This is a genomic window from Nitratireductor sp. GCM10026969 (assembly GCF_042660605.1).
GTDB lineage: Bacteria > Pseudomonadota > Alphaproteobacteria > Rhizobiales > Rhizobiaceae > Chelativorans.
Genome location: NZ_JBHSUM010000045.1, coordinates 14,767 through 29,102, shown reverse-complemented (window position 1 = coordinate 29,102; position 14,336 = coordinate 14,767). Strand labels below are relative to the sequence as shown.

Sequence of the window (14,336 nt, the reverse complement as noted above, 5' to 3'; positions counted from 1 at the left end):
CACGCTCGTGTGGGTGCGCCGCTACGACCTGGCCGAGTTCGCCGTCGTCCTCGAGCCCGAGGAGCCGCTCGCGGAAGCGCGCCGCGCCCTCTATACCGGCGCAAATGCGCTCGCCGATGCGCTCGCCGTCCACGCTCCGCCGGAAAAGCCGATCACCTTCGACTGGCCGGACGCGATCCGAATCGACGGCGTGCTCGTCGGAGGATGCCGGCTCGGCTGGCCCGAGGGGGTGCGCGAGAACGAAGTCCCGCCCTGGCTCATCTTTTCCGGCATGGTCCGCACCGTGGCGCTGCGCGCCGCCGAGCCCGGTGCCCGTCCGCACAACGGAGCGCTGGAGGAAGTGGGCTTCGAGATGCTCGATGCGGGCGAGATCGTCGCGAGCTTCGCCCGGCACCTCATGCACGGCTTCCACGAATGGAGCGAGGCTGGGTTCACACCGGTCGCCAAGGGCTGGCTCGACCGCCTGCCCCGGAAGGAGAACCAACGCGTCCGGCTGGCCGACAATGGAGACCTCCTGCTTTTCCGGGCGGCCGACCTGCAGCCCGCCGAACGGCGGAACCTGAGAGGCGCACTTGTCAGGCCTTCCTGGCTCGATCCGGCTACGGGGGCACCATGGCTGTAAAATTGCCTCGGACGATCCGGCTCGATCCGTCGGACACCTTTGTCTACAATCGCGCGGCTGAACCGGGAGAATGGGCGGTGACCGGCACTTTTCTGTTCTTCGGCGTCGATACGGGCGGCCTTGCCGGCAAGGAGCGCCAAGCCTTCCGCGCCGGTTTCCTCGGCATCGACAGCTTCGGCTGGTCCACCCTCGCCGTCGTGACGGAAGCGAGCGCCGAGGAGCGCACGGAGGCCGTCGAGCGGCTGTCGGAGCAGCTCGTCACCCACTGCGGCGCGCCCGACATGGATCGCGCACGCGCGGCAGCCGAGGAGGAAATCGACTTCGCCCAGTCGCTCTGCGATCACCCGCCGAACACGCTCCTTGGGATTCAACGGACGAGCGAGGGGGACGGTATTCGGGAGAAATTCCGCACCCTGCACCGGAACGCCAGCCGGCTCGAGCCCATCAACGCCTTCCGCGTCATCGAGGTCGAAGAGGAGGAGGAGGAGATGCAACTCGACGACATCGATCTCCACGCCATGGCAAGGGAGCAAAAATGAAGGATTTCTGGGTCGCCTCCGGACATCATCTCCTCGACCGGGACGAGGCGGGGCGGCTGCTCGTCACCGATGCGTTTCTGAAGGCCTATCTCGCGCGGCCGGAGCTGCTGCCGCCCGAAAATGCCTGCGAGGCGGAGCTGCGGCTGCATCACGAGCTCTTGATGCACCATCCGCGCCGGCCGGTGACCGGTGACGAGATCGCCGCGATGGAGGACGCGGATGCGCGCGAGAACTGGACGTTCATGATCGCCTTCCGCGACCTTCTGCTTTCCGCACCCAGCCTTGAAGCGGCCTACCTGAAGCTGGTGCGCGGCTCGGCAGAAAATACCCCGCCGCTCTTCATGAACCAGCTCGCCCAGGTGGTGCTGCGCAATGCGCTCGACGGCGAGCAGGACCCTTATGTCCTGCGCGCCGCGGAACTGTTCTTCCGTCCCCAGCGCGTGACGTTCCATGAGGGAACGGTGCTCCTTGCCGACGCCGAAGCGGTCGAACTGCACGAGCAGAACCGCCACGCCTCGCCACTCCTCAACATGCTTGGCGGTCCTGCCGTCACCGAGCTCGACATCCTGGATGAGGCGAACGCGGCGGGTTACTTTGCCCGGAGCGACGCCTTCGATATGGTGCTCAATCTCGGCGGCGACGGTCTGGCGCGCCGTGGTCTCGCGACCGCGATGGCCGCCTGGATACGTCATCTCCTCGCTGTCGAGGTGGAGATCGAGCCGGTCGACCGGATCGAGGACGAGAGCTGGACCTGGTTCGTCGGTCTCGATGCCGAGGCCACCCGGATCGGCAACACGCTCTGGAACGGGCACGAGCTCGAATCCGAGCCGGCGGAGCGCGTCATCGCACTGTTCCGGCTCGCCTTCTCCGACACGCGCGAAGTGATCCCCGAGGTTGGAACGCGCCCCGTCTGGCTGATCCTGGCGATGATGCCGGACCGGACGATCCGCATGAAGCCGCAGAATCTGATCGCCGGATTGCCCTACCGGGTTGCCGCACCGGCGAGTTGAGGAACCACGATGATAACAGAGGTGACGGAAGTCGGGGTAATCGTCGAGCGGCGGGTCCTGAAGAACCCGTGGGCCGATCATGCCTGGGTGCCTGTCGCGGTGCTGGCCGGCGCGCCGGCCGCCGCGCCCTGGACAGTGCTCAGCGAAACCCCCGAGGCGACGCGCTATTTCGCCGGCGCCTTCCAGCTTCAACTATTCGCGTCCGAGACCGGAATGTATCGTGACAATCTGCATTCGAGGCAGCCGAGTCTCTGGATCTCGCTCCGCCCTTCGCGCACGCCGCCCGGCGTCGCGCTCCACCTCGTGACCGCCGACCCGTCCGAAGCCGAAGCGCGGACGGAGCCCGGCACCGATATCATCGAGGCCGTTCCGATGCCGCCCGAGATCGAAAAGCGGCTGGCCGCCTTCGTCGCGGCGCATCACGTCGAGCGCCCCTTCGTCAAGCGCAAGCGCGACCGGCCCGATATAGAGGCCATGGCAAAAAAGGTCCCAGGCAAATGACCAGCCGCGACGACAATCCCCTCGCCCGCTGGTCGCGCCGAAAGCAAGCGGCGCGGAAGGCCGAGGCTCCCGCCCCGGATGAGGCAAGGGACGCGGTTCCGGAGGAAGAAGAAGAAGAAGAACGGGTCGAAGCCCAGTTCCCCGCAACGGATCCCGATGCTGCCGAGCCTCCGGAGCCCCTTCCCCGTCTCGAAGACCTTACACCGGAGAGTGATCTTACAGCCTTCCTGCGCAAAGGAGTGCCGGCGGCGCTGAGGAACACGGCGCTGAGAAAAATGTGGTCGCTCGATCCGGTGATCCGCAACTATGTCGGTCCCGCCGAATACGCCTGGGATTTCAACAAGCCAGGCTCCATGCCGGGCTTCGGCCCTCTGGAGGCGGGCAAGTCGGTGGCCAATTTCCTGTCGAAAGTGGGCGGCTCCGACCCGAAAGGTGGGGCGGACGAGCCGGAAGAGCCGCCGAAACAGGAAGCACTTGCCCCCTCCGACCGGGAGGCGGCCGCTTCGCCAGGCGAGGTGGCGGAAGCCCCTGCTCCGGCCGAACCGGCCAAGCCTGTAGAACGGCCGGAAACGCTGCAATCCGAACTTTCGCAAAATGAAGTGGCGGAGGCCTCCCCCTCCGAAGACCCGGCACCTGCGGGATCGCATGAAGCATCGGCGCGCCCGCGCCATGGCGGCGCCTTGCCGCGGTAAGCAAGTCTATCAGCAAGAATATAATTTGACTATTAAAGTCAACTTTAGGCTTTTTCTGCACATAGCGTCGATGCATCGTCGCCGACTGCATGTTTTGCCGGAAAAATAGCCGCCATCTCTGCAGAAAACTTTATGTTCTGCTTGCAGCGCTCTCATTTGAGCCTTGCAATCACATCGATGTGGGTTTTTACTATCGGATGGACGGCGACTCCATAGAGGCGCGCGCCGTCAAGGTCGTAGCATGGACATGGTCTCAGGTCTGGAGGAAGCGATCAGGAAGGCGGGTGGCGTCGGCGCTTTTGCGCACGCGCTCGGATTGACCCCGTCTTCCGTGTCGGCCTGGCAAACGATCCCCGCCGAGCATGTGCTCGAAGTCGAGGCTGTGACCGGTGTCGCGCGGACAATCCTGCGTCCCGACCTTTATCCCGAACCGGCCGGAAGCGCCGCAGATGTCGACGAAGTCGATATGGCGCGCGCCCGGGAATACGCCCTGCTCGGCTCCCTTCTGCTGCGCGCCCCGAATGCGGACACCCTCGCCCGGCTGTCGATGCTCCAGGGCACGGACACGCCGCTCGGCGCGGCGCATATCGCGCTTGGGCAGGCGGCGAACGCTGCCTCTCCCGAAGCGCTCAGACGCGAATATTTCGACCTCTTCGAGGGGGTCGGACGCGGCGAGCTGCTGCCCTATGCGTCGTATTACCTGACAGGGTTCCTGAATGAGCGCCCGCTTGCCCGCTTGCGCGAGGATCTCAAGCGTCTCGGCCTGGAGCGCGCCGAGGGCCATTGCGACCCGGAGGACCATCTCGGCACGCTGTGCGAGATCATGAGCGGTCTGGCCGGGGGTCGCTTCGAAGCGTCCCCCGACGAAGAGCGCGACTTCTTCGAGCGTCATATAGCGCCATGGGCAGGACACTTCTTCGCCGATCTCGAAAAGGCGAACGCAGCGCGGTTCTACCGGGCCGTCGGCACGGTGGGACGACTGTTCATAGACATAGAAGCCGAGGGCTTCGCCATGGAGACGCGCCGCAGCGCGTAGGATCAACAGGAAGACGGGCGTCGAGCCGGACGACCGCATGGGAGGAAGTAGGATGCACGACAAGCAGCGGACGGCGATCAACCGCCGCAATTTCCTTCGTGCCTTCAGCGGCGCATCCACCGTCGCCGTCGCCACGGCCGCCGCAACGTTCACCGCGAGCGAAGCACAGGCCTACGATCCCGGCGAGGAGGAGACGGGTCCCCGCTACCAGGAAACCGATCACGTCAAGGCCTTCTACCGCGTGAACGGCTACGAGACGCTGGACAAGTGAGGCTGCCATGCTGACGAAGCGGAAGAACGGCCAGGCTGGCCAAACGAAACTGCAATCCCTTCTGGGCGCGGGCGGCGCGGCCCCCATCGACCGGCGGACCTTCCTGCGGCGCTCCGGACTCACCGTCGGCGGATTGGCCGCGATCGGCTCATTCCAGCTCGGCTCCGTCCGGAAGGCGGAGGCGATCAGCCCGCCGCAGCCCGGTGTGCCCATCGAGCTCAAGAAGAGCGTCTGCACCCATTGCGCGGTCGGTTGCACTGTGACCGCGGAAGTCCAAAATGGCGTGTGGACCGGTCAGGAACCCTCTTGGGACAGCCCGATCAACCGCGGCTCCCACTGCGCCAAGGGCGCAGCCGTGCGCGAACTCGTACACAGCGACCGCAAGCTCAAGTACCCGCTCAAGCTCGTCAATGGTGAGTGGACCCGGGTGTCCTGGGACGAGGCGATCGGCGAGATCGGCGACAAGATGATGGAGATCCGCGAGGCCTCGGGCCCGGATTCCGTCTACTGGATGGGCTCGGCCAAGTTCTCCAACGAAGGCACGTACCTCTTCCGCAAGCTCGCCGCCTTATGGGGAACCAACAACCAGGATCACCAGGCGCGCATCTGCCATTCGACGACCGTCTCCGGCGTGGCCAATACCTGGGGCTACGGCGCGATGACGAACTCCTTCAACGACATCCGCAACTCCAAGACGCTCATCATCATGGGCGGCAATCCGGCGGAGGCGCATCCCATCTCCCTGCAGCACCTGCTCGAAGGCAAGGAGCTCAATCACGCCAACTTCATCGTCATCGATCCGCGCTTCACCCGCACCGCCGCGCACGCGACCGAATATGTGCGCCTCAGGTCAGGCACCGACATCGCGGTGCTGTGGGGCATGCTCTGGCACATCTTTGAGAATGGCTGGGAGGACAAGGAGTTCATCGCCCAGCGCGTCTACGGCATGGACGAGATCCGCAAGGAGGTGGCGAAGTATCCGCCCGACGAGGTCGAGCGCATCTCCGGCGTGCCTGGCGAGCAATTGAAGCGCGTCGCCGAGTTGTTCGCCACGCAGAAGCCGGCCACGCTGATCTGGTGCATGGGCCAGACGCAGCACACGGTCGGCACCGCCAACGTGCGCGCAAGCTGCATCCTGTGTCTTGCCACCGGCAATGTCGGCAAGCCCGGCACCGGCGCCAATATCTTCCGCGGCCACGACAACGTGCAGGGCGCCACCGATATCGGGCTCGATGTGGTCACCCTGCCCTTCTATTACGGCCTCACGGAAGGCGCCTGGAATCATTGGTCGCGGGTCTGGGAGATCGATTACGAGGACCTTCTGTCACGGTTCGCCTCCAAGGAGATCATGGAGACGCCCGGCATCCCGCTGACGCGATGGTTCGATGCGACATTGCTGCCGAAAGACGAGGTCCAGCAGAGCGACAATCTGCGGGCCATGTTCGTGCAGGGTCACGCGAGCAACAGCATCACGCGCATTCCCGAATCCGTGAAGGGGCTGGCGAAGCTCGACCTCCTGGTCGTCGCCGATCCGCATCCGACCACCTGGGCTTCGCTCGCCGTCCAGGCGGGACGCACGGAGAACACCTACCTCCTGCCGGTGTGCACGCAGTTCGAGACCTCGGGCTCGCGCGTCGCCTCCAACCGCTCGATCCAATGGGGCGAGCAGATCGTTGCGCCCTCCTTCGAGCAGAAGGACGACTACCAGGTCATCTATCGCCTGGCGGAAAAGCTCGGGCTTTCCGAGCCGATGTTCAAGAACATCGCCGTCGAGGGCGACCGTCCGGTACCCGAGGACGTGCTGCGCGAGATGAACCGCGGCGGCTGGTCGACCGGCTATTGCGGCCAGTCGCCCGAGCGCCTCAAGGCGCATATGAGGAACCAGCACAAATTCGATCTGGTCACGCTGCGCGCGCCGAAGGACGACCCCGAAGTCGGCGGCGACTATTACGGCCTGCCGTGGCCATGCTGGGGCACGCCCGAACTGCGCCACCCGGGCACCCCGAACCTCTACAATCCGGATCTGCACGTCATGGATGGCGGCAGCCCCTTCCGGGCGCGCTTCGGCGTTGAGCGGGAGGGCGAAACCCTTCTCGCGGAAGGATCCTATACGAGAGGCTCGGAACTCACCGACGGCTATCCGGAATTCACCATGGCCGTCCTGAAGAAGCTCGGTTGGGACGCCGATCTGACGCCGGAGGAACTCAGCATCATCGAGGGCATCGGCAGCGACATCGACGCGGTCTCCTGGTCGACCGACCTTTCGGGCGGCATCCAGCGCGTCGTGCTCAGCCACGGCTGCCATCCTTATGGCAACGGCAAGGCGCGCGCGTTGGCGTGGAACCTGCCAGATCCCGTTCCCGTCCACCGCGAGCCTATCTATACGCCCCGGGTCGACCTGGTGGAGAAATATCCGACCCTTCCCGATGCCATGCAGTTCCGTGTGCCCAACATCGGTCACACGGTGCAGCAGGCGGCCATCGAAAAGGGTATCGCCCGGGATTTCCCGCTCATTCTCACCTCGGGCCGGCTGGTCGAATACGAAGGTGGCGGCGAGGAAACACGGTCGAACAGGTGGCTGGCCGAGTTGCAGCAGGAGATGTTCCTGGAGATCAACCCGGCGGATGCCGCCGAGCGCGGCATCTCCGACGGCAGTTGGGTGTGGGTGACCGGCGCCGAGAACAACTCACGAGCGCGGGTCAGGGCGCTGGTGACGGAGCGTGTCGGCCAGGGGGTGGCGTTCATGCCGTTCCACTTCGGCGGCTGGCTCGGGGGCGAGGACCTGCGGGCCAACTATCCCGAGGGCACCGATCCCTACGTCCTCGGCGAAAGCGCCAACACCATCACCACCTACGGATACGATCCCGTGACGAACATGCAGGAGCCGAAGGTCACGCTTTGCCAGGTCCAGGCGGCGTGAGTGGGAGGAAAAAATGGCCCGAATGAAATTCCTTTGTGACGCCGACCGCTGCATCGAATGCAACGCCTGCGTCACCGCCTGCAAGAACGAGCACGACGTGCCGTGGGGCATCAACCGCCGCCGCGTCGTCACCATCAACGACGGCAAGCCGGGCGAGCGCTCGGTCTCCATGGCCTGCATGCACTGCACCGACGCGCCCTGCGCGGCGGTGTGCCCGGTCGACTGCTTCTACACGACGGCCGACGCGGTGGTGCTGCACTCCAAGGATCTGTGCATCGGGTGCGGCTACTGCTTCTACGCCTGCCCGTTCGGCGCGCCGCAATATCCACGCACCGGCAATTTCGGCTCGCGCGGCAAGATGGACAAGTGCACATTCTGCGCCGGTGGCCCGGAAGCCGATTCCACCGAGGTCGAGTACGCCAAATACGGCGCCAATCGGCTGGCCGAGGGCAAGCTGCCGCTTTGCGCCGAAATGTGCTCCACCAAGTCGCTTCTCGCCGGCGACGGCGAGATCATCGCCGCGATCTACAAGGAGCGGGTCACGCAGCGCGGCTACGGCTCGGGCGCATGGGGCTGGCAGACGGCCTACCAGGAAACGATCACGGTCTAACGAAGGACCGACCCCGCAGAGACCCAAGGGAGGGTGGAGAAATGCAGGTCTTGAAGCGTTTTGGGCCGATCGGGCCGGCTCTCGCCGTGATCGTTCTGGCTTTCGGTCTGCTCGTCGCTCCGGCAGCAGCCCAGGAGGGCCCGTCCGGGAGCAATCCCACCGCCCAGTCGGTGAACGAGCAGCAACTCCTCCAGGAACTGAACAAGATCCAGGGTCGCGTGTCCATACCCGACGCCAACGCCGGGACGCTGGAACAGCCTCAGGGGCGGGGCTTCCGTGATTATCACGAAGGCGCCCTGCCCTGGATCGGCGGCATCGCCGTGCTCGGGATGCTCCTCCTGCTCGCGCTGTTCTATTTTGTCAGAGGCCGCATTCGCTTGCGGTCTCCGGAAGCGGGCGTCAAGATCCTGCGCTTCAACGCCCTAGAACGCCTGACCCACTGGATCACCGCGACCGCCTTCATCATCCTCGCCATCACCGGCTTGAACTTCATCTTCGGCAAGCGTCTGCTGATGCCGCTGATCGGACCCGACGCCTTCTCCGCGTGGTCCCAGTGGTCGAAATATGCCCACGACTTCTTCTCCTGGGCGTTCATGCTCGGCATTGTCGTCATGGCGGTCCTGTGGGTCTGGGACAATCTTCCCGACCGCTACGATGCCCATTGGCTCAAGGTCGGCGGCGGTATGTTCGACAAGACCAACCGGACGCACCCGCCGGCTACCCGGTTCAACGCGGGCCAGAAGCTCATTTTCTGGTCAGTGATCATCGGTGGCATCGCCCTTTCCGTTTCGGGGATATTCATGCTGTTCCCGTTCTCCTACGCCGATGTGAACGGGATGCAGCTGGCACAGACGATCCACGCCACGGTCGGGGTGCTGATGGTGGCCGTCATCATCGCCCACATCTATATCGGTACCCTCGGCATGGAAGGCGCCTACGAGGCGATGGGCTCCGGCACCGTCGACCTCAACTGGGCCAAGGAGCACCACAGCGTCTGGGTGGAAAAACAGGGCGCCAGGACCGAGCCGTCTCAGCCGTCCGCGCCGCCGACACCGGCCGAATAGCAAGTCACCCGGCGGTGAAACCATTCGCCGTGCACCGGCACCGGCCGGGCTGCGGTGGTGCCGGGGCAGACGAGAATCTGTTGAGCATTACGGCACAAAAGAGCGCGCCCTCCCCCGCCAACGGGGGGATAGGCGCAGGCACAAGCGCCTTTGCCGATCATCACTTCCGGTGACTTGCTGCAAGGCCGGCGCAGCCTTTTTCTCCCCCTTGGCGGGGGAGAAAGGAAGTTCTTGGGCTTAGCGCAGCTAATCCGTAGAATTTGCGAGAGAGGGGCCCTGGCGCGCACAGACGGCGCGATCAGGAAGACGGCTCCTCCGGCTCCGCTGAGGCGACGACGCCACTGTCGGGCTCTCCCGTCCAGGCGCTGCCCACGAGATTATGGCCGGGGTCGCCCACCCGTGTGCTGGGCGTGCTGTAGGCCTCCCATGACGGCGTCTGTTCCGAAGTCATGAAATAGCCGGCGCCGATCGCGATTGCGATGGCGACGACAATTCCCGTCAATATCATACCCATCCGGCTTCTCCCTTTTTCTCTTCCTCGAAGCGCCCCGCCCGGGCCGGACAGCCGATCATTGCTGCGGCTGCGTTTGCTGCGACGGAGATTCCGCCTCGTTCGCCTGCATTTGATATTGCAGATCAAGCGCCGTCAGCGCGAGCAATGGCGCCGGCATGGGAGCGCCGGCAAGCCTGAGCTTCCTGGCCGCATCCCGGCAAGCCTCAATGTCGTTGGCTTCGGCAAGTTGCTCGGCCCTGTCGAGATTCAGCGGCATGTTCTCCCCCGCTTCGACGGCCTCCGTGGGCACCGGTGCGCTCAGGCTGGAGGTCTGGGGCGCATTTTCCACATCGCCTTCCGCCGAGTCCTCGCTACTGGGTTCAGGCGCCTCATGGGCCGGGCCGCTTTGCCCGGTAGCCTCCTGCGCTGAACCGCCCTCGGAGGCAGGTTCCGGCGGCACGGCCTCGCCCGAGGCCGGCGAAGAATCCTCGCCCGTTCCAGCAGACTCATCCGTTGCGGCCGCAGCGGCGGGGGCGTCAGCCGGGGCATCGGGCTCCGGTGGGTTCTCCTGCACAAAGGCGAGGAGTTCCCGGCAGAGATTGGCAGGTTGTCCGGCCTCGGCCTGTTGCGAAGCCGTCGGGTCAGCCGGTGCGGTGGTCTCCGGCGTTGCGGATGCGGGAGCTTCTTCCTCCGGGGCAGCCGGTTCCGGCGTGGCATCTGTCTGTGCGAGCGCAGTCGACGCTGCCAGGGCGAAGATTCCCGTGAGAACAATCATTCTCATCGCATTGATCTCCTTCCTAAAAAATCTCCCGTTCCGCCGCCCGACTACAGTAGCCCAAAGTGTGCCTGAACGACAGCAAAATGAAAGGCGCACCCGGCTGATATGGTAGGGGATGAATGGTAAGCCACCAAGCAGGTGCGTTGAGGGTATACCGTCAGTCCGAAGGACCATCCCTCACCTGCAAGAGGCTGAAAAGCACCAAGGTTGTCAGCGTCGTTCCACCCCGCGGGGCTGACCGGCGATCTCCATCTCCAAGACGACCGAGCCAATGCACTTGCCGTGCCCGTCGAGCGCGAGCGACCGCGTGACGCCACCCCGAAGGTTGCCTTTCAGGACGAAGTTCAACGCCTGCAGTTGCGGCAGCGCAAAGCGCGTGACCTCGCAGGCATCCACATGCCCGACATGTGCGGCAACACGCTCCGCCGTCACCTCACGCTCGATCAGCGGCCAATCCTCGGGACGATAGGCGATAACCGAGATATTCGAGATATCGCCCTTGTCGCCGGTACGGGCATGGGCGATTTCGTGCAGCTTCATGGGACAATCCTCGCCTTGACCGTGAATAGCGGGCCCTAGGAACCGGCCCGTGTAAATTCAGCGCAGATATGCAGTGGCCTCCTCCAGAACCTCAGCACGCACCGCCACCTCCGCGGCGGGAATCAGGGTCGAAGCGATAGCCAGGATTTCGCGCACGGAACGGGTTACCCCGCCGCCACCGGCCGGACCGCAAAGGTAAAGGCTCTCGACTTCCTCGCCCACGCGTTGAGCCGTAGCTTCGTCCGCGCAGCGCGCGGCATAGCGCAGGCGGACCTCGGGCGGCTCCCAGGTTCCCGCACGAGGTCTCGGCAGGATCGAATCCAGACCGATCAAGTCGGCGCGATCCTCGCTGATCGATGCAGCGCAATCGGCAAGACGCTCGCGCAGCAATGCGAGCCCGAGCCGTCCGCGGGCCACGCAATTGGCGCCTGCGTAAGAAATCTGTCCCTCGCCGCGCCAGCTGTCGCGATACCCGACCGAAACCTTGAGCTGTCCGGTTGCTGCCATTCCGGAAGCACCCGAGACGGCAACCCGGTCGGGGCCGATCTCCTCAAGTGAAACGCCCGAGAAATCAGCGATGACGTCAGGTTGCAGGTAGCAGGCGGGATCGTGGATTTCGTAGAGTAACTGCTCGGTACAGGTGGCGCGGGTGACCATACCCCCCGTCCGTGGAAGCTTGGTGATGATCGCGTTTCCGTCTTCGGCAACCTCGGCCAGGGGAAAGCCGATATGGGCAAGGTCGGGCACGTCCTTGAACCCGGGATCCGCGAAATATCCGCCCGTCACCTGTGCGGCGCATTCCAGCAGGTGGCCGACCAGCGTTCCGCGTCCCAACCGCACCCAGTCATCCATCGCCCAGCCGAAGCGGTGCACAAGAGGCGCGAGGAACAGCGCGGGGTCCGAGGCACGCCCGCAGATCACCACGTCGGCGCCCGCGTCCAATGCATCGACGATGCCTGGAACGCCGATATAGGCGTTGGCCGAAACCAGCCGCTCGCCGAGCGCGCTGGCGGGCGCGCCGGTCTCGTCCAGAACGTAGCCCTGGATACGGTCGAGCACATCGTCGCCCGTGACCGCCGCCACGCACAGCGACAGCCCCAATTCACGGGCGATGGCGCGGGTGTGTTCAGCGGCGGCGCGGGGATTGGCGGCCCCCATATTGGTGACGATGCGCGTGCCGTTTTTCGCACAGGCGGGCAGCACTGCCCGCATCCGCCGGTCCAGCAAGGGGTCATAGCCGGCCCCCGGGTCGGCCAGCCGCGCTTGTTGGGCCAGCGCAACGGTTCGCTCAGCGAGGCACTCGAAGACCAGGAAATCGAGCTCGCCCCGCTCTGCGAGGTCGACGGCGGGGGCGATCCGATCGCCCTGGAACCCCGCACCCGCACCGATCCGCACGATGCTCATGCCAGTGCCTTTCGCCGGGTGCGCCCCATAGCGCGCGCACCCAGAAAAATCGCCAATGCGATGAACGGGGTGACGGGATGCGGCCAGATCGCCAGGGCGATGACCGCGATAAGAAGGACCGTATCGAGCGCCCGCCGCCCGATGAGCGGTGCGCCCGACAGAAGCGCCGGCACGGCGAGCACCAGGGCAAAGCCCGCGGCTACGGCCTCGACGATGTCCAGGCCACTGCCGCGCAAGGTCATTCCCGGATAGATGAGCAGCAGGAAGGGCACAAGATAGGTCACTGCCCCCAGTCGCACCGCTTCGCCCGCGGCAGGAAGCCAGTTGGTATTGGCGATGCCCGAGCCGACGAAAACCGCGACACAAACCGGCGGGGTGATGACCGAGATCGTGGCAAAGTAGAAGACGAAGAGATGCGCCGCGAGTGGATCGACCCCGACGGCGGTCATCGCGGGCGCCAGAACCGCGGCCACCAGCACATAAGCGGCGGTCGTCGGCAGGCCCATCCCCATGATGAGACAGACGGCACCGACGATCAGCGCCACCAGCACGACCGAGTCGCCCGCAAGCGTCACGATCAGCGAGGAAAGGGTGACCCCGATGCCGGTCAGGTTGATCATGGAGACGAGAACCTGCGCGCCGGCGAGCAGCACGCCGATAATGACCATGCCCTTGCCCGCGTCCTCGAGCCCGTTGACGATCCGTTTCACCATGTCGCGCGGCCGAATCCGCCCGGCCTGCGTAACGACGAAGGCGATGAGCAGTCCGACGATGCCGTAGAAGGCCGAAGTGGCGATCGAGCGCCCCAGCCAGATGCCGACACCCAGGCCGCCCAGCGCGGCAAGGATCGGCAGCATCCGGCGGGGCGCGGCGATGGTGCCCCAGGCGGGCAACTCTTCCTCCGGCACGATGGCAAGGCCCCTGCGCAGGGCGACGAAATGCACGGTGACGAAGACCGAGACGTAGAACAGCACCGCAGGCAGCACCGCGCCGGTGATGATGGTCAGGTACGGCACGCCCAGGATCTCGGCCATGACGAAGGCGGCGGCCCCCATGATCGGCGGCGCGATCTGCCCGCCGGTCGAGGCCACGGCCTCGACGGCCGCCGCGAAGGGACGCGGATAGCCGAGGCGGACCATCATCGGGATGGTGAAATTGCCGGTCGTTGCGACATTGGCGACGGCCGAGCCCGAGATCATCCCGAACATTCCACTGGCGATGGTGGCGATCTTGGCCGCGCCGCCGGGCTGGCGTCCGCCAAGCCGCATGGCAAGGTCCATGAACGCCTGGCCGCCGCCCGAATGCAAAAGCAGCGCGCCGAACAGCACGAAGGCAGCAATCACCGTGGCGGCAACGCCGGTAAGCATGCCCCAGATGCCGAGATCGCCCAGAAAGATCGTTTCGGTCACGAAAGCACTGTCGAAACCGCGATGCCCCAACGCGCCGGGCAGCAGATTGCCGAACAGCGCATAGCCGAGCCCCAGCACCACCAGCACCGGAAAGATTACGCCGACGGTGCGTCGCCCGAGTTCGAGCACCGCCAGCACCAGTCCCGCGGTCAGTGCCTTGTCGAGCGTGGTGGCCCAGGGCAGCGAGGTCATGATCGCGTCGTAGTACCAAACCACGTAGCCGCAGGCCGCCAGCGTCACCGCGTAGAGCGCAAGGTCGATGGCAAGTCCGAGCGGACGCCAGGGCTTCCCGGCGCCCAGCGGATAGAGCGCGAATCCCAATGCGGTCACCAGCGCGAGAAAGATCGCACGCTGGATCAATCCCTCGAAGGGGCCCGTGGCCGCGGTATAGAAAACAAAGGCTCCGACGAGGATCGCCAGCGCGCTCTGGACCCGCACCAGGGGCAT

The 14,336-nt window shown here is 65.3% G+C and carries 15 protein-coding genes; 10 read left to right on the top strand and 5 right to left on the bottom strand.

The window, feature by feature from the left end:
* From ACFP9U_RS11720 to ACFP9U_RS11675, 10 genes are all read left to right on the top strand, one after another.
* Positions 1-622 (top strand): biotin/lipoate--protein ligase family protein (locus ACFP9U_RS11720; RefSeq protein WP_378621566.1); only part of this gene is annotated, 622 nt, incomplete at its 5' end.
* Positions 613-1,161, top strand: a complete 549-nt coding sequence (locus tag ACFP9U_RS11715) for a DUF6505 family protein (protein ID WP_378621564.1) — start codon at positions 613-615, stop codon at positions 1,159-1,161. The genes ACFP9U_RS11720 and ACFP9U_RS11715, both read left to right, overlap by 10 nt.
* Complete coding sequence (locus ACFP9U_RS11710; RefSeq protein ID WP_378621563.1) at positions 1,158-2,171, top strand: DUF6352 family protein; 1,014 nt, start codon at positions 1,158-1,160, stop codon at positions 2,169-2,171. Before ACFP9U_RS11715 ends, ACFP9U_RS11710 begins: the two co-directional genes overlap by 4 nt.
* A 9-nt stretch (positions 2,172-2,180) precedes the next feature.
* Positions 2,181-2,672 (top strand): DUF3305 domain-containing protein, encoded by a 492-nt coding sequence (locus ACFP9U_RS11705; RefSeq protein WP_322452452.1) that lies wholly within the window; start codon positions 2,181-2,183, stop codon positions 2,670-2,672.
* Positions 2,669-3,364 carry a DUF3306 domain-containing protein gene (locus tag ACFP9U_RS11700; protein WP_378621561.1) on the top strand — a complete coding sequence of 232 codons (696 nt, stop codon included), beginning with the start codon at positions 2,669-2,671 and terminating at the stop codon, positions 3,362-3,364. Before ACFP9U_RS11705 ends, ACFP9U_RS11700 begins: the two co-directional genes overlap by 4 nt.
* 241 nt (positions 3,365-3,605) lie before the next feature.
* Positions 3,606-4,400, top strand: a complete 795-nt coding sequence (locus ACFP9U_RS11695; protein WP_378621559.1) for a molecular chaperone TorD family protein — start codon at positions 3,606-3,608, stop codon at positions 4,398-4,400.
* Positions 4,401-4,452: 52 nt separating this feature from the next.
* Positions 4,453-4,671 (top strand): formate dehydrogenase, encoded by a 219-nt coding sequence (locus ACFP9U_RS11690; protein WP_378621558.1) that lies wholly within the window; start codon positions 4,453-4,455, stop codon positions 4,669-4,671.
* A gap of 7 nt (positions 4,672-4,678) precedes the next feature.
* Positions 4,679-7,591, top strand: a complete 2,913-nt coding sequence (locus ACFP9U_RS11685; RefSeq protein ID WP_378621556.1) for a formate dehydrogenase subunit alpha — start codon at positions 4,679-4,681, stop codon at positions 7,589-7,591.
* 13 nt (positions 7,592-7,604) lie between these two features.
* Entirely contained in the window at positions 7,605-8,201 is a 597-nt protein-coding gene (gene fdh3B / locus ACFP9U_RS11680; RefSeq protein WP_322452447.1) for a formate dehydrogenase FDH3 subunit beta, read from the top strand.
* 41 nt (positions 8,202-8,242) lie between these two features.
* Positions 8,243-9,265 (top strand): formate dehydrogenase subunit gamma, encoded by a 1,023-nt coding sequence (locus ACFP9U_RS11675; protein ID WP_378621554.1) that lies wholly within the window; start codon positions 8,243-8,245, stop codon positions 9,263-9,265.
* A gap of 298 nt (positions 9,266-9,563) precedes the next feature.
* Here the strand turns inward: ACFP9U_RS11675 and ACFP9U_RS11670 are convergent, their stop codons facing one another.
* The 5 genes from ACFP9U_RS11670 to ACFP9U_RS11650 form a co-directional block, all read right to left on the bottom strand.
* The gene (locus ACFP9U_RS11670; protein WP_378621553.1) at positions 9,564-9,779 is read right to left on the bottom strand and encodes a hypothetical protein; all 216 of its coding nucleotides are present in this window, start codon (positions 9,777-9,779) and stop codon (positions 9,564-9,566) included.
* Positions 9,780-9,834: 55 nt separating this feature from the next.
* A complete protein-coding gene (locus tag ACFP9U_RS11665) occupies positions 9,835-10,533 on the bottom strand; it encodes a hypothetical protein (RefSeq protein WP_378621551.1) in 699 nt (232 codons plus the stop codon).
* Between the two features lie 213 nt (positions 10,534-10,746).
* Complete coding sequence (locus ACFP9U_RS11660) at positions 10,747-11,076, bottom strand: hypothetical protein (RefSeq protein WP_378621550.1); 330 nt, start codon at positions 11,074-11,076, stop codon at positions 10,747-10,749.
* A 57-nt stretch (positions 11,077-11,133) separates the two neighbouring features.
* Positions 11,134-12,480, bottom strand: a complete 1,347-nt coding sequence (locus ACFP9U_RS11655) for an acyclic terpene utilization AtuA family protein (protein ID WP_378621548.1) — start codon at positions 12,478-12,480, stop codon at positions 11,134-11,136.
* Positions 12,477-14,336: a TRAP transporter permease gene (locus ACFP9U_RS11650; RefSeq protein ID WP_378621546.1), complete on the bottom strand. Its 1,860-nt coding sequence runs from the start codon at positions 14,334-14,336 to the stop codon at positions 12,477-12,479. The genes ACFP9U_RS11655 and ACFP9U_RS11650 overlap by 4 nt, the downstream gene beginning before the upstream one ends.

What these genes read in the sequence shown, in the direction of transcription:
- ACFP9U_RS11715 (WP_378621564.1), top strand. Translation starts at nt 613, where the DNA reads ATGGCTGTAAAATTGCCTCGGACGATCCGGCTCGATCCGTCGGACACC.
- ACFP9U_RS11710 (WP_378621563.1), top strand. Translation starts at nt 1,158, where the DNA reads ATGAAGGATTTCTGGGTCGCCTCCGGACATCATCTCCTCGACCGGGAC.
- ACFP9U_RS11705 (WP_322452452.1), top strand. Translation starts at nt 2,181, where the DNA reads ATGATAACAGAGGTGACGGAAGTCGGGGTAATCGTCGAGCGGCGGGTC.
- ACFP9U_RS11700 (WP_378621561.1), top strand. Translation starts at nt 2,669, where the DNA reads ATGACCAGCCGCGACGACAATCCCCTCGCCCGCTGGTCGCGCCGAAAG.
- ACFP9U_RS11695 (WP_378621559.1), top strand. Translation starts at nt 3,606, where the DNA reads ATGGACATGGTCTCAGGTCTGGAGGAAGCGATCAGGAAGGCGGGTGGC.
- ACFP9U_RS11690 (WP_378621558.1), top strand. Translation starts at nt 4,453, where the DNA reads ATGCACGACAAGCAGCGGACGGCGATCAACCGCCGCAATTTCCTTCGT.
- ACFP9U_RS11685 (WP_378621556.1), top strand. Translation starts at nt 4,679, where the DNA reads ATGCTGACGAAGCGGAAGAACGGCCAGGCTGGCCAAACGAAACTGCAA.
- fdh3B (WP_322452447.1), top strand. Translation starts at nt 7,605, where the DNA reads ATGGCCCGAATGAAATTCCTTTGTGACGCCGACCGCTGCATCGAATGC.
- ACFP9U_RS11675 (WP_378621554.1), top strand. Translation starts at nt 8,243, where the DNA reads ATGCAGGTCTTGAAGCGTTTTGGGCCGATCGGGCCGGCTCTCGCCGTG.
- ACFP9U_RS11670 (WP_378621553.1), bottom strand. Translation starts at nt 9,779, where the DNA reads ATGGGTATGATATTGACGGGAATTGTCGTCGCCATCGCAATCGCGATC.
- ACFP9U_RS11665 (WP_378621551.1), bottom strand. Translation starts at nt 10,533, where the DNA reads ATGATTGTTCTCACGGGAATCTTCGCCCTGGCAGCGTCGACTGCGCTC.
- ACFP9U_RS11660 (WP_378621550.1), bottom strand. Translation starts at nt 11,076, where the DNA reads ATGAAGCTGCACGAAATCGCCCATGCCCGTACCGGCGACAAGGGCGAT.
- ACFP9U_RS11655 (WP_378621548.1), bottom strand. Translation starts at nt 12,480, where the DNA reads ATGAGCATCGTGCGGATCGGTGCGGGTGCGGGGTTCCAGGGCGATCGG.
- ACFP9U_RS11650 (WP_378621546.1), bottom strand. Translation starts at nt 14,336, where the DNA reads ATGCCCCTGGTGCGGGTCCAGAGCGCGCTGGCGATCCTCGTCGGAGCC.